The organism is Geodermatophilus sp. SYSU D00691, assembly GCF_054050275.1.
In genome coordinates this window covers 54486-74961 of record NZ_JBJGYZ010000023.1, presented here as the reverse complement: position 1 = coordinate 74961, position 20476 = coordinate 54486, and the positions used below count along the sequence as shown (strand labels likewise).

General features: G+C 72.9%; 14 protein-coding genes and 1 tRNA gene. 12 read left to right on the top strand and 3 right to left on the bottom strand.

Annotated features, from left to right (window positions below):
* Positions 1-155: 155 nt before the first annotated feature.
* The 4 genes from gltB (at position 156) to ACI797_RS17165 (ending at position 8720) form a co-directional block, all read left to right on the top strand.
* On the top strand, positions 156-4799 hold the full coding sequence (gltB, locus tag ACI797_RS17180) for a glutamate synthase large subunit (RefSeq protein WP_456859960.1): 4644 nt from the start codon (positions 156-158) through the stop codon (positions 4797-4799).
* Positions 4792-6279 carry a glutamate synthase subunit beta gene (locus ACI797_RS17175; RefSeq protein ID WP_456859959.1) on the top strand — a complete coding sequence of 496 codons (1488 nt, stop codon included), beginning with the start codon at positions 4792-4794 and terminating at the stop codon, positions 6277-6279. The genes gltB and ACI797_RS17175 overlap by 8 nt, the downstream gene beginning before the upstream one ends.
* Before the next feature lie 162 nt (positions 6280-6441).
* On the top strand, positions 6442-7857 hold the full coding sequence (gene pyk / locus ACI797_RS17170; RefSeq protein WP_456859958.1) for a pyruvate kinase: 1416 nt from the start codon (positions 6442-6444) through the stop codon (positions 7855-7857).
* On the top strand, positions 7854-8720 hold the full coding sequence (locus ACI797_RS17165) for an acyl-CoA thioesterase (RefSeq protein ID WP_456859957.1): 867 nt from the start codon (positions 7854-7856) through the stop codon (positions 8718-8720). Before pyk ends, ACI797_RS17165 begins: the two co-directional genes overlap by 4 nt.
* Positions 8721-8729: 9 nt before the next feature.
* Here ACI797_RS17165 and ACI797_RS17160 read toward each other — a convergent pair whose 3' ends face one another.
* Positions 8730-10454, bottom strand: a complete 1725-nt coding sequence (locus tag ACI797_RS17160; protein WP_456859956.1) for an aminotransferase class V-fold PLP-dependent enzyme — start codon at positions 10452-10454, stop codon at positions 8730-8732.
* Between the two features lie 144 nt (positions 10455-10598).
* Positions 10599-10672: transfer RNA gene (locus ACI797_RS17155), tRNA-Leu, on the bottom strand.
* A 97-nt stretch (positions 10673-10769) separates the two neighbouring features.
* Here ACI797_RS17155 and ACI797_RS17150 point away from each other — a divergent pair.
* The 7 genes from ACI797_RS17150 (at position 10770) to ACI797_RS17120 (ending at position 17245) form a co-directional block, all read left to right on the top strand.
* Positions 10770-11369, top strand: coding sequence for an ANTAR domain-containing response regulator (locus tag ACI797_RS17150; RefSeq protein ID WP_456541035.1), 600 nt, complete (start codon positions 10770-10772; stop codon positions 11367-11369).
* 167 nt (positions 11370-11536) lie between these two features.
* Positions 11537-12694 (top strand): branched-chain amino acid ABC transporter substrate-binding protein, encoded by a 1158-nt coding sequence (locus ACI797_RS17145; protein WP_456859955.1) that lies wholly within the window; start codon positions 11537-11539, stop codon positions 12692-12694.
* A gap of 80 nt (positions 12695-12774) precedes the next feature.
* On the top strand, positions 12775-13764 hold the full coding sequence (locus tag ACI797_RS17140; protein WP_456859953.1) for a branched-chain amino acid ABC transporter permease: 990 nt from the start codon (positions 12775-12777) through the stop codon (positions 13762-13764).
* Positions 13761-14957 (top strand): branched-chain amino acid ABC transporter permease, encoded by a 1197-nt coding sequence (locus ACI797_RS17135; RefSeq protein WP_456859951.1) that lies wholly within the window; start codon positions 13761-13763, stop codon positions 14955-14957. The genes ACI797_RS17140 and ACI797_RS17135 overlap by 4 nt, the downstream gene beginning before the upstream one ends.
* A complete protein-coding gene (locus tag ACI797_RS17130; RefSeq protein ID WP_456859949.1) occupies positions 14950-15765 on the top strand; it encodes an ABC transporter ATP-binding protein in 816 nt (271 codons plus the stop codon). Before ACI797_RS17135 ends, ACI797_RS17130 begins: the two co-directional genes overlap by 8 nt.
* A complete protein-coding gene (locus tag ACI797_RS17125; protein ID WP_456541040.1) occupies positions 15765-16481 on the top strand; it encodes an ABC transporter ATP-binding protein in 717 nt (238 codons plus the stop codon). The genes ACI797_RS17130 and ACI797_RS17125 overlap by 1 nt, the downstream gene beginning before the upstream one ends.
* Positions 16482-16648: 167 nt before the next feature.
* Positions 16649-17245 (top strand): N-acetyltransferase family protein, encoded by a 597-nt coding sequence (locus tag ACI797_RS17120; RefSeq protein ID WP_456541041.1) that lies wholly within the window; start codon positions 16649-16651, stop codon positions 17243-17245.
* 1 nt (position 17246) lies between these two features.
* Here ACI797_RS17120 and ACI797_RS17115 read toward each other — a convergent pair whose 3' ends face one another.
* On the bottom strand, positions 17247-17651 hold the full coding sequence (locus ACI797_RS17115) for a PaaI family thioesterase (RefSeq protein WP_456859948.1): 405 nt from the start codon (positions 17649-17651) through the stop codon (positions 17247-17249).
* An 80-nt stretch (positions 17652-17731) separates the two neighbouring features.
* Between ACI797_RS17115 and polA the strand changes: the two genes are divergently transcribed.
* Positions 17732-20470 carry a DNA polymerase I gene (gene polA, locus ACI797_RS17110; RefSeq protein WP_456859947.1) on the top strand — a complete coding sequence of 913 codons (2739 nt, stop codon included), beginning with the start codon at positions 17732-17734 and terminating at the stop codon, positions 20468-20470.
* Positions 20471-20476 lie beyond the last annotated feature (6 nt).

Below are 20476 nucleotides of genomic sequence, written 5' to 3'. Positions count from 1 at the left end.
CCAACGGACACCCGCCCGGTGGGCCCTCGGAGCCGAGCCGTCCGGTGACAAGCGGAACGCGCGCTGCTCCTCTGCCGCCCACCACTGACCACCCCGGCCTCCTCGCGACCGTCCTCCTCCGACCGGCGCGGGCGCCAGCCGACGACGGGAGTGACATGTCCGAGCTCTCCGCCCCCGCCGTGCCGTTCTCCGCGGTGCCCCCGGCCTCCGGGCTCTACGACCCGGCGAACGACAAGGACGCCTGCGGCGTCGCCTTCGTCGCCGACGCTCGCGGGCGCCGGTCCCGCGCGATCGTCGCCGCCGGGCTGACCGCGCTGCACAACCTCGACCACCGGGGCGCCGCCGGCTCCGAGCCGAACTCCGGCGACGGCGCGGGCATCCTCACGCAGATCCCCGACGCGCTGCTGCGCGCCAGCGTCGGGTTCGACCTGCCGCCGCTCGGCGAGTACGCCGTCGGCCTGGCCTTCCTCCCCGTCGACGAGGCCGAGCGGGCCGCCCGGGTCGAGGACGTCGCCCGGCTGGCCGCCGAGGAGGGGCTGACCGTCCTCGGCTGGCGCGAGGTCCCGGTCGACCCCGAGGGCGCCGACGTCGGCCCGACCGCGCTGGCCGTCATGCCGCACTTCGCCCAGGTCTTCGTCGCCGAGACGATGGCCGCGCGCGCCGACACGAAGGCCTACGGCGGCCCGGTGACCTGCAACGGCGTGAGCCGGCTCGAGCGGCGCGCCTTCGTGCTGCGCAAGCGGGCCGAGCGCTCCGCCCGCGAGGCCGGCAGCTCGCTGTACGTCGTCTCGCTGTCCTCGCGCACCCTCGGCTACAAGGGCATGCTGACCACCGACCAGCTGCCGGCGTTCTTCCCCGACCTGCGCGACGAGCGCTACGAGTCGGCGATCGCGCTGGTGCACAGCCGGTTCTCCACCAACACGTTCCCGAGCTGGCCGCTGGCCCACCCGTTCCGGCTGATCGCCCACAACGGCGAGATCAACACCGTCAAGGGCAACCGGAACCGGATGCGCGCCCGCGAGGCGATGCTGGAGACCGAGCTCTTCGACGCCCCCGAGGGCAGCCCCGCCGCCGAGCTCGGCCTCGACCGGATCTTCCCGATCACCGCCAGCGACTTCAGCGACTCGGCGACCTTCGACGAGGTCCTCGAGCTGCTGCACCTGTCGGGCCGGTCGCTGCCGCACGCGATCCTCATGATGATCCCGGAGGCGTGGGAGAACCACGACGAGATGGACCCGGCCCGCCGGGCCTTCTACCGCTTCCACTCCTCGATCATGGAGCCGTGGGACGGGCCGGCCGCGGTCGCCTTCACCGACGGCACGCTCATCGGCGCCGTCCTCGACCGCAACGGGCTGCGCCCGGGCCGCTGGTGGCACACCAAGGACGACCTGGTGGTGCTCGCCAGCGAGGTCGGCGTCCTCGACATCCCGGCCGCCGACGTCGTGGCCAAGGGCCGGTTGCAGCCGGGCCGCATGTTCCTCGTCGACACCGCCCAGGGGCGGATCGTCTCCGACGAGGAGGTCAAGGGCGAGCTCGCGACCGCCCAGCCCTACGACGACTGGCTGCACGCCGGCCTGGTGCAGCTGCCCTCGCTGCCCGAGCGCCGCCGGTCGCGGCCCAGCCACGAGTCCGTCGTCCGCCGCCAGCTGGTCTTCGGCTACACCGAGGAGGAGCTGCGGCTGCTGCTCACGCCGATGGCTTCGGCCGGCGCCGAGCCGATCGGCTCGATGGGCACCGACACCCCGGTCGCGGCGCTCTCGGACCGCTCGCGGCTGATCTACGACTACTTCGGCCAGCTGTTCGCCCAGGTGACCAACCCGCCGCTGGACGCGATCCGCGAGGAGCTGGTCACCAGCCTCGGGCGCACGTTCGGCCCGGAGCAGAACCTGCTGGAGGCCGCGCCGGCCTCCTGCCGGCAGGTGTTCCTGCCGTACCCGGTCATCGACAACGACGAGCTGGCCAAGATCCTGCACATCGACGACGACGGCGACCTGCCCGGTTTCGCCGCCGTCCGGATCACCGGCCACTTCGACGTCAACGGCGGCGGGCCGGCGCTGGCCCAGGCCATCGAGGACCTGCGGACCAAGGTCAGCAAGGCGATCGCGGCGGGCGCCCGCATCATCGTGCTCTCCGACCGCGACGCCGACGAGAAGCGCGCGCCGATCCCCTCGCTGCTGATGACCTCGGCGGTGCACCACCACCTCGTCCGGCAGAAGACCCGGATGAAGGTCGGCCTGGTCGTCGAGTCCGGCGACTGCCGCGAGGTGCACCACGTCGCCCTGCTGCTCGGCTACGGCGCCGCCGCGGTCAACCCGTACCTGGCGTTCGAGTCGATCGAGGACCTCATCCGCGACGGCTCGCTCACCGGCGTCGAGGCGTCCCAGGCCGTGCGCAACGTGGTCAAGGCGCTCGGCAAGGGCGTGCTCAAGGTCATGAGCAAGATGGGCATCAGCACCGTCGGCTCGTACACGATGGCGCAGATCTTCGAGGCCGTCGGCCTGTCCCGCGAGATCGTCGACGAGTACTTCACCGGCACCTCCTGCCCCCTCGGCGGCGTCGGCATCGACGTCCTGGCCGAGGAGGTGGCGATCCGCCACCGCCGTGCCTACCCGCCGAACCCGACCGAGCGCGCGCACCGCAAGCTCGAGACCGGGGGCGAGTACCAGTGGCGCCGCGAGGGCGAGGTGCACCTGTTCAACCCCGAGACGGTGTTCCTCCTCCAGCACGCCACCCGCGCGCGGCAGTACGACGTCTTCGAGCGGTACACGAAGACCGTCGACCAGCTGTCCGAGGAGGCGGCGACGCTGCGCGGGCTCTTCACGCTGAGGACCGGCGTGCGCCCGCCCGTGCCGATCGAGGAGGTCGAGCCGGTCAGCGAGATCGTCAAGCGGTTCTCCACCGGCGCGATGAGCTACGGCTCCATCTCGCAGGAAGCCCACGAGACGCTCGCCATCGCGATGAACCGGCTCGGCGCGCGGTCGAACACCGGTGAGGGCGGCGAGGACCCCGACCGGTTCGTCCCCGACCCCAACGGCGACCTGCGCCGCTCGGCGATCAAGCAGGTGGCCAGCGGCCGGTTCGGCGTCACCAGCGAGTACCTGGTCAACGCCGACGACATCCAGATCAAGATGGCGCAGGGGGCCAAGCCCGGCGAGGGCGGTCAGCTGCCCGGCGGCAAGGTCTACCCGTGGGTGGCGCGCACCCGGCACTCCACGCCGGGCGTGGGGCTGATCAGCCCGCCGCCGCACCACGACATCTACTCGATCGAGGACCTCAAGCAGCTGATCCACGACCTGAAGAACGCCAACAACCAGGCGCGGGTCCACGTCAAGCTGGTCGCCGAGGTCGGGGTCGGGACGGTCGCGGCCGGGGTGAGCAAGGCCCACTCCGACGTCGTCCTGATCTCCGGGCACGACGGCGGGACCGGGGCCGCCCCGCTGACCTCGCTCAAGCACGCCGGCTCCCCGTGGGAGCTGGGGCTGGCCGAGACCCAGCAGACCCTGCTGGCCAACGGGCTGCGCGACCGCATCGTCGTCCAGGTCGACGGGCAGATGAAGACCGGGCGCGACGTCGTCATCGCCGCGCTGCTCGGTGCCGAGGAGTACGGCTTCGCGACCGCGCCGCTGGTGGTCTCCGGCTGCGTGATGATGCGCGTCTGCCACCTCGACACCTGCCCGGTCGGCGTGGCCACGCAGAACCCGGAGCTGCGCAAGCGGTTCACCGGGCGGCCGGAGTTCGTCGTCACGTTCTTCGAGTTCCTGGCCGAGCAGGTGCGGCAGTACCTCGCCGAGCTGGGCTTCCGCTCGCTGGACGAGGCCGTCGGCCACGTCGAGCTGCTCGACACCCGCAAGGCGGTCGACCACTGGAAGGCCGCCGGGCTGGACCTGTCGCCGATGCTGTCGGTGCCGGAGCTGCCCGAGGGCGCTGTGCGCCGCCAGGTCCGCGAGCAGGACCACGGCCTCGACGTCGCGCTGGACCAGACGCTGATCCAGCTGTGCGAGGGCGCGCTGCTCGACGCGCGGCCGGTCGGCCTCGAGCTGCCGGTGCGCAACGTCAACCGCACCGTGGGCACGATGCTCGGCTCGATGGTGACCCGCCGCTTCGGCGGCGAGGGCCTGCCCGACGGCACCATCGACCTGACCTTCACCGGGTCGGCCGGCCAGTCCTTCGGCGCCTTCCTGCCGCGCGGCATCACCATGCGGCTGCTCGGCGACGGCAACGACTACGTGGGCAAGGGCCTCTCCGGCGGGCGGATCGTGGTCCGCCCGGCGCGCGAGGCCAGCTTCGCCGCCGAGGACAACGTCATCGCCGGCAACGTCATCGCCTACGGCGCCACCGGCGGCGAGATCTTCCTGCGCGGCCGGGTGGGCGAGCGGTTCTGCGTCCGCAACTCCGGCGCGCTGGCCGTGGTCGAGGGCGTGGGCGACCACGCGCTGGAGTACATGACCGGCGGCCGCGCGGTGATCCTCGGCCCCACCGGCCGCAACGTCGCCGCCGGCATGTCGGGCGGCATCGGCTACGTGCTCGACCTCGCCCGGCACCGGGTCAACCCCGAGATGGTCGACGTCGAGCCGCTGGACGGCGAGGACGCGCAGTGGCTGCGCGACGTGCTCGTGCGGTACCACGCCGAGACCGAGTCACCGGTCGCCGCCGCCCTGCTGGCCGACTGGGGCCGCTGGGCCGACCAGTTCAGCGTGATCATGCCGCGCGACTACCGCCGGGCGCTCGAGGCCCAGCGGATGGCCGAGGCCAACGGGACCGACGTCGACCGTGCTCTCATGGAGGCCGCTCGTGGCTGACCAGACCGGATTCCTGAAGTACGAGCGGAAGCTGCCCCCGCGGCGCCCGGTCGAGCTGCGGCTGCTGGACTGGAAGGACGTCTACCTCTCCCGGCAGAACGGGGAGGACGCCGTCTTCCCGGTGACCGCCGTGCGCGAGCAGGCGGCCCGCTGCATGGACTGCGGCATCCCGTTCTGCCACCACGGCTGCCCGCTGGGCAACCTGATCCCGGAGTGGAACGACCTCGCCCGCCGCGACGACTGGACCGAGGCGATCGAGCGGCTGCACGCGACCAACAACTTCCCGGAGTTCACCGGGAAGCTGTGCCCGGCGCCGTGCGAGGGCTCCTGCGTGCTGAACCTGCAGGAGTCGCCGGTCACGATCAAGCAGGTCGAGTGGGAGATCGTCGACCAGGCGTTCCAGCGCGACCTGGTCAAGCCGGTGCCGCCGCAGGAGCGCACGGGCAAGAAGGTCGCCGTCGTGGGCTCGGGCCCCGCCGGGCTGGCCGCCGCCCAGCAGCTGACCCGCGCCGGGCACGACGTGACCGTCTTCGAGCGGGCCGACCGGATCGGCGGGCTGCTCCGCTACGGCATCCCCGAGTTCAAGATGGAGAAGGCCGTCCTGGACCGGCGGCTGGACCAGATGCGCGCCGAGGGCACGCGGTTCGTCACCGGCGTCGAGGTCGGCGGGTCGGCGGAGGCCGACCTGTCGGTCGAGCAGCTGCGCGGCGACTTCGACGCGGTCGTGCTGGCCGGCGGGGCGACCATCGGCCGCGACCTGCGCGCCCCGGGCCGGGAGCTGGCGGGCATCCACCTCGCGATGGAGTACCTGCCCTTCGGCAACCGCCAGGCCCTCGGCGAGCTCGACGACCCGCCGATCACCGCCACCGGCAAGCACGTGGTGATCATCGGCGGCGGTGACACCGGTGCCGACTGCCTCGGCACCGCGCACCGCCAGGGCGCGGCGTCGGTCACCCAGCTGGAGATCATGCCGGCACCGCCGGACCGCCGGGGCGCCGACAACCCGTGGCCGACGTACCCGATGGTCATGCGCGTCTCCAGCGCGCACGAGGAGGGCGGCGAGCGGCTCTACTCGGTCAACACCGAGCGCTTCCTGGGCGACGACGAGGGCCGGGTCCGCGCGCTGCTCCTCCACGAGGTCGAGCGGGTCGACGGCCGGTTCCAGAAGGTCGAGGGCACCGAGCGCGAGCTGCCGGCCGAGCTGGTGCTGCTGGCCATGGGCTTCACCGGCGCGCAGCGCGAGGGCCTGGTCGACACGCTGGGCGTCGAGGTGGACCACCGCGGCAACGTGGCCCGCGACGGCGAGTTCATGTCCAGCGTCCCCGGCGTCTTCGTGGCCGGCGACATCGGCCGCGGGCAGTCGCTCATCGTGTGGGCGATCGCCGAGGGCCGGGCGGCGGCCGGCGCCGTCGACGCGTGGCTGACCGGCGGCTCGATGCTGCCGCGGCCCATCACCCCCACCGCGATCGCCCTGCGCTGAGGGGAGGGGCCCCGTCCAGAGGCTCGCCCGAGCTTGCGAGGGGTGAGGGGGACGGGGTCCTTCTACCGGCCCCTGTCACGTCCTGGGGCTGGAGGGGCTGCATGTGAGCGCTCACAGGGGTCGGACCCGCGGCGTCCGGGCCCGGCCGATAGCGTTCTCCCCATGCCCCGCCGCGCGAAGATCGTCTGCACCCTGGGCCCGGCCACCAGCTCCCTCGAGCAGGTCACGGCGCTCGTCGAGGCCGGGATGGACGTGGCCCGGCTGAACTTCAGCCACGGGTCGCACGCCGACCACCAGGCCGCCTACACCGTGGTGCGGCAGGCCTCGGACCACACCGGCCACGCCGTCGCCGTCCTGGCCGACCTGCAGGGCCCGAAGATCCGCCTCGGCACGTTCGCCGAGGGCCGCGCGGTCTGGGAGACCGGCAGCCGCGTGTGCATCACCGTCGAGGACGTCGAGGGCACCGCCCAGCGCGTGTCGACCACCTACAAGGGCCTGGCCAGCGACGTGCGCGTCGGCGACCGGCTGCTGGTCGACGACGGCAAGCTGGCGCTGTCGGTGGTGGACGTCGACGGCCCCGACGTGTGGTGCCTGGTCGTCGAGGGCGGCCCGGTCTCGAACAACAAGGGCCTGTCGCTGCCCGGCGTCGCGGTCAGCGTGCCGGCGCTGTCGGAGAAGGACGAGGAGGACCTCCGCTTCGCCCTGCACCTGTCGGTCGACTTCGTGGCCCTGTCGTTCGTCCGCTCGCCCGACGACGTCGAGCTGGTGCGCGACATCATGCGCGAGGAGGACATCGAGGTCCCGGTCATCGCCAAGCTGGAGAAGCCCGAGGCGATCGAGAACCTCGAGGCGATCGTCGAGGCCTTCGACGGGGTCATGGTCGCCCGCGGCGACCTCGGCGTGGAGCTGCCGCTGGAGAAGGTGCCGCTGGTCCAGAAGCGCGCCGTCCAGGCCGCCCGCGAGCGCAACAAGCCGGTCATCGTGGCCACCCAGATGCTCGAGTCGATGATCGGCTCCTCGCGGCCCACCCGCGCCGAGGCCTCCGACGTCGCCAACGCCGTCCTCGACGGGGCCGACGCGGTGATGCTCTCCGGCGAGACGTCGGTGGGGAAGTTCCCGATCGCCGCCGTGCGGACGATGGAGCGGATCATCGACGCGGTCGAGAGCGAGCACGCCCCCGTGCCGGGGCTGGTGCGGGTCCCGCGGTCGCGGTCGGGCGCGATCGTGCGCGCGGCCAAGGACATCGGCGAGATCCTCGGCGTCAAGGCGCTGGCCACCTTCACGCAGACCGGCGACACCGCCCGCCGGCTGGCCGCGCTGCACCCGCGCCAGCCGCTGCTGGCGTTCACGGTCGACGCGCGCGTGCGGAGCCAGCTGGCCCTCTCCTGGGGCGTGGAGACGTTCATCGTGCCCGCGGTGTCGCACACCGACGACATGGTCCGGCAGGTGGACTTCTCGCTGCTGGCCATCGGTCGCCTCAAGGAGGGCGACCGGGTCGTGGTGGTGGCCGGCAGCCCGCCGAACACCGTCGGCTCCACCAACCTGATCCGCGTGCACGAGGTGGGCACGGACTCGTGACGGGGGAGGGGACGGCGCCGCTGATGGCGGTGCTCGGCCTCGAGGAGCGCGACCACGACGTGTTCGTGGGGCAGACGCCGTCGACGGAGCAGCAGCGCATCTTCGGCGGCCAGGTGGCCGGGCAGGCGCTGATGGCCGCGGGCCTGACCGTGCCGGGGGAGCGGCCGGTGCACTCGCTGCACTCGTACTTCCTCCGCCCGGGCGACCCCGCGGAGGAGATCCGCTACGTCGTCGAGCGGATCCGCGACGGCCGGACGTTCACCACCCGCCGCGTGCTCGCCCAGCAGCAGCGCAAGGGCGAGGACGTCGCGATCTTCGCGCTCACCGCCGACTTCACGGCGGGGGAGGCGGCGGTGGCCGAGCACTCGCTGCCGATGCCCGACGTCCCCGGTCCCGACGGGCTCCCCGGCATCCCGGAGATGTTCGACCGGCACCCCGAGCGCGCGGCGTGGATGAAGGCGATGGGCGTCGCCATCGAGCAGCGGTTCCTCGAGGACCCGTTCGAGCCCACGGCCAAGCAGCCGCCGCGCACCCAGCACCGCACGTGGCTGCGGGTGCTGGGCCGGCTGCCCGACGACTCCGCCGTGCACGCCGCGGCGCTGACGTTCGCCAGCGACCTGACTCTGCTCTCGGCCGGGGTGGCCCGCCTCGGCGTGGGCTGGGGCGGGTTCATCGGCGCCAGCCTCGACCACGCCGTGTGGTTCCACGCGCCGGTGCGGCCCGACGAGTGGTTCCTCTACGAGGGGGACAGCCCGGCCGCCTCGGCCGGCCGGGCGCTGTGCCTCGGGCAGATCTGGGCCGGCGACGGCACCCACGTGGCCACCGTGGCCCAGGAGGGGCTCATCCGGTCCCTGGCGCCCTGAGCCACGGGCTCAGGGCGTGGGCGGGTCCTCCTGGGAGGCCGCCTGGGTGGGCGACTCGTCCTGGCTCGCCGGCGTCTCGACCACCGGTGCGGCCGCGGCGGCGGGGGACGCCTCGGCCTCGGCGACGGCCTCGTCCGGCTGCGGTGCCGGCTCGGCCGCGGCCTCGCGCTCGGCTGCGGCCTCGCGCTCGGCTGCCTCCCGGGCCGCGCGCTGCTCCTCGGCGCGGCGAGCGGCCACGGCGCGGGCCGCCGCCTCCTCGGCCGCCCGCTGCGCCGCCTGCTCGGCGAAGTCGTTCGCCAGCCAGTCGTGGTTCTCGCACAGCAGCGCCCACACCCGCTCGACGTGCGACCGCGTCGTCGCCGGTGCGCCGACGGCCACCCGCAGCACCACCTGCCCGCCGACCGTGGTGTGGGTCAGGAACACCTCGCCGCCGTCGTTGAGCCGCTCCAGCAGCGTCATCGTCGCCACGTCGGCGTCCACGTCGGCGGCCCAGCGCGGCCGCAGGCACACCAGCGAGAGCGGGTGCGGCACGGGGACGTCGAACCGGTCGTCGGCCTCGGCCCACGACGCCAGCTCCTGAGCCAGCGCCACCGAGCCGCGGATGTGCTCGCGCAGCCCCTCGGCGCCGTACCAGCGCAGCACGAACCACAGCTTGAGCGCGCGGAAGCGGCGGCCGAGCTCGATCTGCCAGTCGCGGTAGTCGACGACGGCACCGGCGTCGGTGGCGGCGTTGCGGAGGTACTCGGGCAGGATCGCCAGCGCGCCGGTGAGGGCGGCCCGGTCGGCGACCCAGAACAGGGTGGCGTCGAAGCCGGTGAGCAGCCACTTGTGCGCGTCGGTGGTGTAGCTGTCGGCCCACTCGACGCCGGCCTGCAGCTCGCGCAGCTGGGGGAGGACCGCGCTCACGCCCGCGTACGCGGCGTCGACGTGCAGCCACACGCCGGCCTCGCGGCAGATCGGGCCGAGCTCGGCCAGCGGGTCGACCGCCGTCGTCGACGTCGTCCCGACCGTGGCGCAGACCAGGACGGGCGTGTAGCCGCGGGCGGTGTCGCGCTCCAGCCGCGCCCGGAGCGCGGCGGGCCGCATGGCCAGGTCGCCGTCCACCTCGACGACCCGGACGGCGTCGCTGCCCAGGCCGGCGATCCGCACCGCCTTCTCCATGGACGAGTGCGTCTCGGCCGAGACGTAGACCGTGGCGCGGTCCGGCTCCACGCCGTGGCGCACCGTGGCGCCCTTGCTGGCGCGGTGCAGCGCCGCGAGCAGGGCGACCAGGTTGGCCCCCGAGCTGGAGTCCTGCACGACACCGCCGCCGGCGCCGGTGGAGCGGAACGACCCCGGCAGGCCGAGCAGGTCGGCGAACCAGTCGAGGACGTGCTGCTCGAGCTCGGTCGCGGCCGGGCTGGTCACCCACGACATCCCCTGGACGCCGAGCCCGGCGCTCACCAGGTCGCCGAGGACCGACGGGCCTGAGGTGTTCGCGGGGAAGTAGCCGAAGAAGCCGGGGTGCTGCCAGTGCGTGAGGCCGGGCAGGACGACGCGGTCGAGATCGGCCAGGACGGCGGCGAACGGCTCGCCCTGCTCGGGCGGCGCCGGCGGCAGCGCGGCCCGGACGTCCCCGGGGGAGACCTGCGAGCGGACCGGGAACGACCCGATGCGCGCCCAGTAGTCGGCGATCCAGTCGACCACCTCGTGGCCGTGCTGGCGGAACTGCTCGGGCGTCATGTGGCCGGTCACGCAGTCACCGTATTGACCGCCGGGTCGGCTGGCCGCGAGCGGGGCCGGCACCCGGCCGGCTCGAGCCGGGGGACCGACCGCGGAGCCGTGCCGTGACGCGGCTCCGCGGCCGCCGGCGCGGGTGGACCCGCACGAACAGCACCGTGCCCCCGGTGCGACTCGAACGCACACTGCGCGGGTTTTGAATCCGCTCCCTCTGCCGATTGGGGTACGGGGGCGCGCCGGGGTACCGGCCCCCGCAGGGTAGCGGGCAGCTTTCCGGGCGTGGTGAACGGCACGGACGGCGCACGGTCCGCGCCGCTAGGCTTCCGGACCGTGAGCAGCGAGACGACCCGGGTCCTCATCGCGGAGGACGAGGCGCTGATCCGCCTCGACCTCAAGGAGATGCTGGAGGAGGAGGGCTACACCGTCGTCGCCGAGGTGGGCGACGGGCAGCAGGCGGTGGACCAGGCCCAGCAGCTGCGGCCCGATCTCGTCATCCTCGACATCCAGATGCCGGTCCTCGACGGCCTGTCCGCGGCGGAGCAGATCGCCCAGGCCCGCACCGCCCCGGTCATCGTGCTCACCGCCTTCAGCCAGCGCGAGCTGGTCGAGCGCGCCCGCGACGCCGGCGCCATGGCCTACCTGGTCAAGCCGTTCTCGAAGAACGACCTGGTGCCGGCCATCGAGGTGGCCCGCGCCCGGTTCGCCGAGATGACCGCGCTCGACGGCGAGGTGCGCTCGCTGGAGGAGCGGCTGGAGGCCCGCAAGGTCGTCGAGAAGGCCAAGGGCAAGCTCATGGCCGAGCGCGGGCTGACCGAGGCCGAGGCCTTCCGCTGGATCCAGCGGACCGCCATGAACGAGCGCACGTCGATGAAGGCACTGGCCGAGAAGCTGCTGGCCGAGGACGCCGCGCCGGAGAATTCTCCGGCCTGAGGGCGCCCTCGCCGCGACTTCTGCGATCACGAGACGGTCACGACTGGTCCCAGGCCGTCCCCGAGGGTGCATCTCGCGACCTACTGTGACCCGGCGCTGTCCCGTGGGACGGCGGAAAACGTCCGGCGTGCCGACAGGCGGCTCGCCGACCAGGCACGGGAGGTCATGTGCGTTTCTCGATCAAGAGCGGTGGTGCGCTAATCGCGGCGGCGCTCGTGCTCAGCGCGTGCGGCGGCACCACGGGCGGTGACGACGAAGGCTCGGGCGGCGGCGGTTCGGAGGCCGGCAGCTGCGAGGACGTCGCCATCGGCTTCTTCGGCGCGCTGACCGGTGCGGCCGCGAACCTCGGCATCAACATCCGCAACGGCGTCCAGCTGGCGGTCGACCAGCACAACGAGGAGAACGCCGACTGCCAGGTGACGCTCGAGGAGTACGACTCCGCGGGTGACCCCAACCAGGCGACCGGTCTGGCCACGCAGGCCATCGGCGACGAGAACGTCGTCGGCATCGTCGGCCCCGCCTTCTCCGGCGAGTCCAACACCGCCGGCCCGATCTTCGCCGAGGGCGGGCTGCCGACGATCACCGCGTCGGCCACCAACCCGGCGCTGGCCGAGAACGGCTGGGACACGTTCCACCGGATCCTCGGCAACGACGCCACCCAGGGCCCGGCGGCCGCGTCCTACATCAACGACGTGCTGGGCAGCCAGACGGTGTTCGTCGTCGACGACGCCTCGGAGTACGGCGCCGGCCTGGCCGAGATCGTGGTCGAGGACCTCGGCGACGCCGTCGTGGGCACCGACACCATCCAGACCGGTCAGACCGACTTCTCGGCCACGGTCACGGCCATCCGTGACTCGGGCGCCGAGGCGGTGTTCTTCGGTGGCTACTACGCCGAGGCGGGCCTGCTCGTGCAGCAGATGCGGGGCGCCGGTGTCGAGGCCACGTTCGTGGTCGCCGACGGCGTCAAGGACCCGGGCTTCATCGAGGCCGCCGGTGACGCCGCCGAGGGCACCATCATCACCTGCCCCTGCCTGCCCCCGGAGGAGCAGCAGGACTTCTTCAGCGCCTACGAGGAGGCGTTCGGCTCCGCGCCGGGCACCTACTCGGCCGAGGCCTACGACGCGGCCAACGTGTTCCTCGCCGGCATCGACGACGGCAGCACCGACCGCGAGGCCATGCTCGAGTTCGTGAACGGCTACTCGGGCGAGGGCATCACCAAGAACGTCTCGTTCGGTGACAACGGCGAGGTCGAGGAGATCGCGGTGTGGGCCTACAAGGTCGAGGGCGGCGAGATCGTCGCCGACCAGGAGATCCCCACCTCCTGATCGACGCCCGCCCCTAGAGTGGCACGGCCGGGTCCCGCCGAGGGGCCCGGCCGTGCGCTCCGTTCAGGCCCGGAGGCCCCGTGACCTTCCTCCTCAACAACTTCGTCGAACTCACGATCACCGGCCTCGTCCTCGGTGCGGTGTACGGCCTCGTCGCGCTCGGCTACACGCTGGTCTACGGCGTGCTGCAGCTGATCAACTTCGCGCACTCCGAGGTCTGGATGTTCGGCAGCTTCGCCGCCGTCTGGGTGACCGTGACCCTCGGCGTCGCCCCGGGTGGCCCGCTCATCACCGCGATCGGCGTCCTGCTGCTGGCCCTGATCGCCGCCATGGCGGTCAGCGGCGGCGTGGCCCTGCTCCTCGAGCGGGTCGCCTACCGCCGGCTCGTCCGCCTCGACGCCCCCAAGCTCGTCGCGCTGATCAGCGCCATCGGCGCCAGCTTCGCGCTCGCCGAGTTCATGGGCCTGCGCGACCGCATCGCCGACTTCTTCGGCCTGCGCGACGACCTCGACACCTACGTGCGCGCGGCCCGGGACAACACCCGCTTCCTCAACCCGCTCGAGACCGAGGGCGTGTTCACGATCGGTGGCTACACCGTGACGAACGTCGACCTGATCATCCTCGTGAGCGCGGTCGTGATGATGATCGCGCTGGACCAGTTCATCCGCCGCACCCGTGCCGGCCGCGGCATCCGTGCCGTGGCGCAGGACGCCGAGGCCGCCGCGCTCATGGGCGTCAACCGCAACCGGATCATCCGGACGACGTTCCTGGTCGGCGGCGTCATGGCCGGCGCCGCCGCGCTGCTGTACCTCATGCGGTTCGGCGTCACGCGCTGGAACGCCGGCTTCCTGCTGGGCGTCAAGGCGTTCACCGCCGCCGTCCTGGGCGGCATCGGCAACATCCGCGGGGCGCTGCTGGGCGGGTTCGTCCTCGGCCTCGCGGAGAACTACGGTTCTGCCATCGTCGGGTCGGAGTGGCGCGATGTCGTCGCGTTCCTCCTCCTCGTCGTGATCCTGCTGTTCCGCCCGAGCGGGCTGCTCGGCGAGAGCCTGGGGAGGGCCCGCGCATGAGCGCCCCGTCGAAGGCCACCGGCGCCACCGCGACCGCGGCCGGGTCGCGCCGCAAGCGCCCCGGGTGGGACCGCGGGGCGCTGGCGCGCCGGGTGGACGCCCTGCCGAAGCCGGTCAAGTGGGCGCTGGTCGCCCTGCTGGTCGTCTTCCTGTACGCGCTGCCGCTGCTCGAGCTGCCGATCATCAGCACGCCCGACACCGACTTCGGCGCCGTGCTGTTCACCGTGGCCAGCTACGTGCTGGTGGCGCTGGGTCTGAACATCGTCCTCGGCTACGCCGGCCTGCTCGACCTCGGCTACGTCGGGTTCTACGCGATCGGCGCCTACACCGTCGCCGTCTTCGGGTCGCTGCAGTTCCAGTGGTCGTGGTGGCTGCTCATCCCGCTGGCCGTGATCCTCACGACCATCTCGGGCGTGCTGCTGGGCGCGCCCACCCTGCGGGTGCGCGGTGACTACCTCGCCATCGTGACCCTCGGGTTCGGCGAGATCATCCGGCTGACGGCGCTCAACACCGAGTGGCTCGGCGAGGCGCGGGGCATCACCCAGATCCCCAGGCCGCCGAGCGTCGAGCTGTTCGAGATCCCGCACCTGTCGTGGGACGGCTTCACCGCGTTCGTCGACCTCGACGACACGACGGTGTTCCTCACCTTCGGCGTCGCCGACCAGGCGCCGTACTACTGGCTGGCGCTCACGGTGATCTTCCTGGTGCTGGGCGCCGACCGGCTGCTGCGGCTGTCCCGCGTGGGCCGGGCGTGGGAGGCGACCCGCGAGGACGAGGACGCCGCCGAGCTCATGGGCGTCCCGACGTTCAAGTTCAAGCTGCTGGCCTTCGCCTCCGGCGCGTTCATCGGCGGCCTCTCGGGCGCCCTGTTCGCCTCCCGGCAGGGGTTCATCAACCCCGAGTCGTTCCAGCTGCTGCTGTCGATCCTGTTCGTCGCCGCCGTCGTCGTCGGTGGTGCGGGCAACCGCTACGGCGTCATCCTGGGCGCCATCGTGGTCGCGTACCTGCCCGAGCGGTTCCGCGGCTTCGAGGAGTGGCGCCTGCTGGTCTTCGGCCTCGCGCTCCTGCTGCTGGCCAACTTCCGGCCGCAGGGCCTGCTGCCGCCGCGCCGCGCGAGACGGGCGAAGGCCGCCGACGAGCAACAGGAAGCACTGGAAGAGGGGACCGACATCGATGAGCCAGAGCGTGTCTGACCCCGTCCCCGCCGACCGGTCCGCCCGCGAGGTGCTCCTGTCGGTCGACGACGTCAGCATCCGCTTCGGCGGTCTGCTGGCCCTCGACGGCGTCAGCTTCGACGTGCGCGAGGGCGAGATCTTCAGCCTGATCGGGCCGAACGGCGCCGGGAAGACCACGTGCTTCAACGTGATGACCGGCGTCTACCAGCCGACGTCGGGCTCGGTGCGCTTCGCCGGCGAGCCGCTCGGCCGGCGCAAGCGGCACGCCATCACCCGCCTCGGGATCGCCCGGACGTTCCAGAACATCCGGCTCTTCCCGAACATGACCGCGCGGGAGAACGTGCTGGTGGGCGCCGACGCGCACCACCGGACCGGGGTCGCCAACGCGCTGTTCCGCACCCCGCGGCACCGCCGCGAGGAGCAGGAGGGCGAGGAGACCGCCCGCGAGGTCATGCGGTTCATGGGCCTGGAGCGGCGGGCCGACGAGCTGGCCCGGAACCTCTCCTACGGCGAGCAGCGGCGGCTGGAGATCGCGCGGGCCATGGCGACCCGGCCCAAGCTGCTGTGCCTGGACGAGCCGGCGGCCGGGTTCAACCCGGCGGAGAAGCGGCAGCTCATGCAGCTGATCCGCCGGATCCGCGACAGCGGGCTCACCGTGCTGCTGATCGAGCACGACATGAGCCTGGTGATGGGCGTGAGCGACCGGATCGCCGTCCTGGAGTTCGGGCGGAAGATCGCCGAGGGGCTGCCGGCCGAGATCCGCGAGGACCCGGCCGTCATCGCCGCCTACCTGGGCACCGAGACCGACGAGGAGGCGAGCGCCTGATGCTGCTCGAGGTCGAGGGGCTGTGCGTCAACTACGGCCGCATCGAGGCGATCCGCGACATCGGTTTCGTCGTCGAGGAGGGCTCGGTCGTCACGCTCATCGGCGCCAACGGCGCGGGCAAGACGACGACGCTGAAGACGCTCTCCGGGCTGCGCAAGGTCCGGGCGGGCAGCGTCCGCTTCCAGGGGCGGGACGTCACCCACATGGCGTCGCACGAGCGGGTGCCGCTGGGCATCAGCCAGTCGCCGGAGGGACGGCGGATCTTCCCGGGCATGTCGGTCGAGGAGAACCTCGACATGGGCGCCTACGCGCGGGCCGACCGGGCCAAGACCCGCTCGACCGACCTCGAGCGCGTGTTCACGCTGTTCCCGCGGCTGCTGGAGCGGCGCACCCAGCCGGCCGGCACCATGTCCGGCGGTGAGCAGCAGATGCTGGCCATCGGGCGGGCGCTGATGTCGCGGCCGAAGCTGCTGCTGCTCGACGAGCCCTCCATGGGGCTGGCGCCCAAGCTGATCCAGCAGATCTTCTCGATCATCACCGACATCCGGGAGCAGGGGACGACGATCCTGCTGGTCGAGCAGAACGCCGCGCAGGCGCTGCGGATCGCCGACCGCGCCTACATCCTCGAGACCGGGGAGATCATGCGCGAGGGCACCGGCGCCGAGCTGTCGCAGGACGACAGCGTGCGCGCCGCCTACCTCGGCGGCGACGTCTGAAAGGACCCCCTGCCCCCCGCCACTCGCGAGCTCGCGGCGGGACCCTGCAGGGGGCCGTTCCAGCACTTCGCTCCGGCGCGCCGCCGCCTCCCCGGACCTCTGCGGGTGCACGCTTCGGGCACCGTCCAGGGGAGGCTGCGGTGCCGGGTTCCGGTTGGCGTGCGCGCGTGGCGCTGTCGTCGTCGTCCTGCAGCGTGCGCATCGCGCAGGCCGAGGACCTCACCGCCGTCCTGGAGCTGGTGCGACAGCACCGGGCCGAGGCGCACGCCGAGGGGCTGCTCACCGGTCAGCTGCCCGGCTCGGCGACCGCGGCCGGCTTCGCCCGGCTGCTCGCCGATCCCGACCACCGCGTCGTCCTCGCCGTCGACGACGGCGGCGGGCGCGAGCGGGCGGTGGGGCTGGCGGTGCTCGGCGTGGAGCCGCTGTCGGTCGTCCTCGGTGCGCCGCAGGTGACCGTGGACAACCTCGTCGTCCACCGGGAGCACCGGCGGCGCGGGGTCGGGGCCGCGCTGCTCGCCGCCGCGGCCGCCCACGCCGAGGAGGTCGGCGCCCAGCACGTCGTCGCCACCTGCGGCGGGCACGAGCCCGAACGGCAGCGCTTCCTGTCCCGGATGGGCTTCGCGCCGCTGGCCACCCGCCGGATCGTGCCCCGCGAGACCCTGGTGAGCTCGCTGCTCACCTGGCGCCGCAGCCGGCTGGGCGTGCCGGTGCCCCGGCGCGTCCCCGCCCTCGGCCGGCGCGACGCCCCCGTCGCCGACCGGTAGCTCAGGCCTCCCTGACCAGCGTGGTCAGCCGGCCGGTCGCGGTCGGCCGGCCCTGCTCGTCGCTGACCTCTATGAGGAAGGTCGCGAGGGTGCGGCCGCGGCGCACGGGCGTGCAGACGGCGGTCACCGAGCCCGCGGTCGCCGAGCGCAGGTAGCTGACGTTCAGCTCGACACCGACGACCTGCCGCTCGGGCCCGGCGTGCAGGGCCCCGGCCCACGACCCGACCGTCTCCATCAGCGTGCAGGTGGCCCCGCCGTGCAGCAGGCCGTACGGCTGCTGGTTGCCCGCGACCGGCATCGTGGCGACCAGCCGGTCGGGGTCGTAGTCGGTGATCCGGATGCCCAGCTTGTCGTCGAGCGGGCTGATCGTGCCCTCCGGGATCCAGGCGGGACGGGTGGTGGTCACCGGGGGACGGTAACCAGGCCCGCCCACCGCTCCGTGCGGGGGGACGGCGTTGTCGGCGGTCGCACCTAGGATCGGCTCCGATGTCCGCTCCGGTCTCCGCCCCCGCGCCCTCCGCCGCCGCTCCGACGACGGGGCCGCGCCCAAGGCTGCTGCTCCTCGACGGCCACTCGCTGGCCTACCGCGCGTTCTTCGCCCTGCCCGTCGAGAACTTCTCCACGACGACGGGACAGCCGACCAACGCGGTCTACGGCTTCACGTCGATGCTGATCAACATCCTGCGCGACGAGCAGCCGACGCACCTCGCCGTCGCCTTCGACGTCGGCCGCAAGACCTTCCGCTCGGAGATCTACGCCGAGTACAAGGCCAACCGGTCGGAGAGCCCCACCGACTTCCGCGGGCAGGTCAGCCTGATCCAGGAGGTCCTGGGCGCGCTGCGCATCCCGTTCATCACCGCCGAGGGCTACGAGGCCGACGACGTCATCGCCACGCTCACCGTGCAGGCGGTGGAGCAGGGCATGGACGTGCTCATCGGCACCGGCGACCGCGACGCGCTGCAGCTGGTCAACGAGCACGTGACCGTGCTCTACCCGCGCAAGGGCGTCTCCGACCTCACCCGGTTCACGCCGGAGGAGGTCGAGACCAAGTACGGGCTCTCGCCGGCCCAGTACCCCGACTTCGCGGCCCTGCGCGGCGACCCGAGCGACAACCTGCCGAGCATCCCGAGCGTGGGGGAGAAGACCGCGGCCAAGTGGGTCCGCGAGTACGGCTCCCTCGACGAGCTGGTCGACCGGGTCGACACGGTCAAGGGCAAGGTGGGCGAGGCCCTACGGGCGCACCTGTCCTCGGTGCTGCAGAACCGGCGGCTCACCGAGCTCGACCGGTCGGTGCCGCTCGAGGTGGGGCCGGCCGACCTCGCCGTGCAGCCGTGGGACCGCAACGAGGTGCACACCCTCTTCGACAACCTGCAGTTCCGGGTGCTGCGCGAGCGGCTGTTCGCGACGCTGACCAGCGCCGAGCCCGAGGTGGAGGGCGGCTTCGACGTCTCGGTCGACCAGGTCGCCCCCGGCGCGCTCGGGGACTGGCTCGCCACCCACGCGACCGGCCGGACCGGGCTGATCTTCCGCGGTACCTGGGGGCGCGGCACCGGCGAGCTGACCGGGCTCGCCCTGGCCGCCGGCGACGACGCCGCCACCTTCGTCGACCTCGGCCCGTCGCTGGACGCCGCCGACGAGCAGGCGCTGGCCGCCTGGCTCGCCGACCCGTCGAAGCCCAAGGTCGTGCACGAGGTCAAGGGCCCGCTGCTGGCCGTCTGGGCGCGCGGCTGGGACCTCGCCGGGGTGGTGAGCGACACCGCGCTCGCCGCGTACCTGGCGCTGCCCGGGCAGCGGTCGTTCGACCTGGGCGACCTCGCCGTCCGCTACCTGCGGCGCGAGCTGAAGGACGCCGCCGCCGAGGAGGCGCAGCTGACCCTCGACGGCATGGGGCCCTCCGAGGAGGACCTCGCCGCCGAGGCCGCGAAGGTCGACGTCCTCAAGGCCGTCGCGGTCAACGACCTCTCCGACGCGCTGGAGAGCGTGCTCGGCCAGCGCGGCGGCGACCGGCTGCTGGGCGAGCTGGAGCTGCCGCTGTCGTTCGTGCTCGGTCGCATGGAGCAGCGGGGCATCGCCGCCGACCTGGACTTCCTCACCGAGCTGCAGCGGCAGTTCGCCGACGAGGTCGCCGCCGCCGCCGACGAGTGCTACGCCGTCATCGGCCGCGAGGTGAACCTCGGCTCGCCCAAGCAGCTGCAGGTCGTGCTGTTCGACGAGCTCGGCCTGCCGAAGACGAAGAAGATCAAGAGCGGGTACACCACCGACGCCGACGCGCTGACCAGCCTGCTGGCGCAGACCGGGCACCCGTTCCTCGAGCACCTGCTCCGCCACCGCGACGTCACCCGGCTGCGCACCGTCATCGACGGGCTGATCCCGATGGTCGACGACGGCGGGAGGATCCACACCACGTTCCAGCAGACGATCGCCGCCACCGGCCGGCTGTCGTCGATCGACCCGAACCTGCAGAACATCCCGATCCGCTCGGCCGAGGGCCGCCAGATCCGGCAGGCGTTCGTGGTCGGCAGCGGCTACGAGTCGCTGATGACCGCCGACTACAGCCAGATCGAGATGCGGATCATGGCGCACCTCTCCGGCGACGAGGGCCTCATCGAGGCGTTCACCTCCGGGGAGGACCTGCACTCCTTCGTCGCCTCCCGGGCGTTCGGCATCCCGATCGAGGACGTCGACCCGGAGATGCGGCGGCGGATCAAGGCGATGAGCTACGGCCTGGCGTACGGGCTGTCGGCCTACGGGCTGGCCCAGCAGCTGCGGATCACCCCGGAGGAGGCGCGCGAGCAGATGCACGCCTACTTCGAGCGCTTCGGCGGGATCCGGGACTACCTCGACGGCGTCGTCGACGACGCGCGGCAGACCGGCTACACCGAGACGACCCTCGGCCGGCGCCGCTACCTGCCCGACCTGACCAGCGACAACCGGCAGCGCCGGGAGATGGCCGAGCGGATGGCGCTCAACGCCCCCATCCAGGGCTCGGCCGCCGACGTCATGAAGGTCGCCATGCTCGACGTGGAGAGGGCGATCGCCGCCGAGGGGCTCTCGTCGCGGATGCTGCTGCAGGTGCACGACGAGCTCGTGCTCGAGGTGGCGCCGGGGGAGCGCGAGGCGCTGGAGGCCCTGGTCCGCCGCGAGATGGCCGGGGCCGCGCAGCTGTCGGTGCCGCTCGAGGTGTCGGTCGGCTTCGGCGCCAGCTGGGACGCCGCCGCCCACTAGGAGGCG

Excerpts from the sequence above, each read along its gene's own strand:
- gltB (WP_456859960.1), top strand. The coding sequence starts at position 156 with ATGTCCGAGCTCTCCGCCCCCGCCGTGCCGTTCTCCGCGGTGCCCCCG.
- pyk (WP_456859958.1), top strand. The coding sequence starts at position 6,442 with ATGCCCCGCCGCGCGAAGATCGTCTGCACCCTGGGCCCGGCCACCAGC.
- ACI797_RS17135 (WP_456859951.1), top strand. The coding sequence starts at position 13,761 with ATGAGCGCCCCGTCGAAGGCCACCGGCGCCACCGCGACCGCGGCCGGG.
- ACI797_RS17125 (WP_456541040.1), top strand. The coding sequence starts at position 15,765 with ATGCTGCTCGAGGTCGAGGGGCTGTGCGTCAACTACGGCCGCATCGAG.
- polA (WP_456859947.1), top strand. The coding sequence starts at position 17,732 with ATGTCCGCTCCGGTCTCCGCCCCCGCGCCCTCCGCCGCCGCTCCGACG.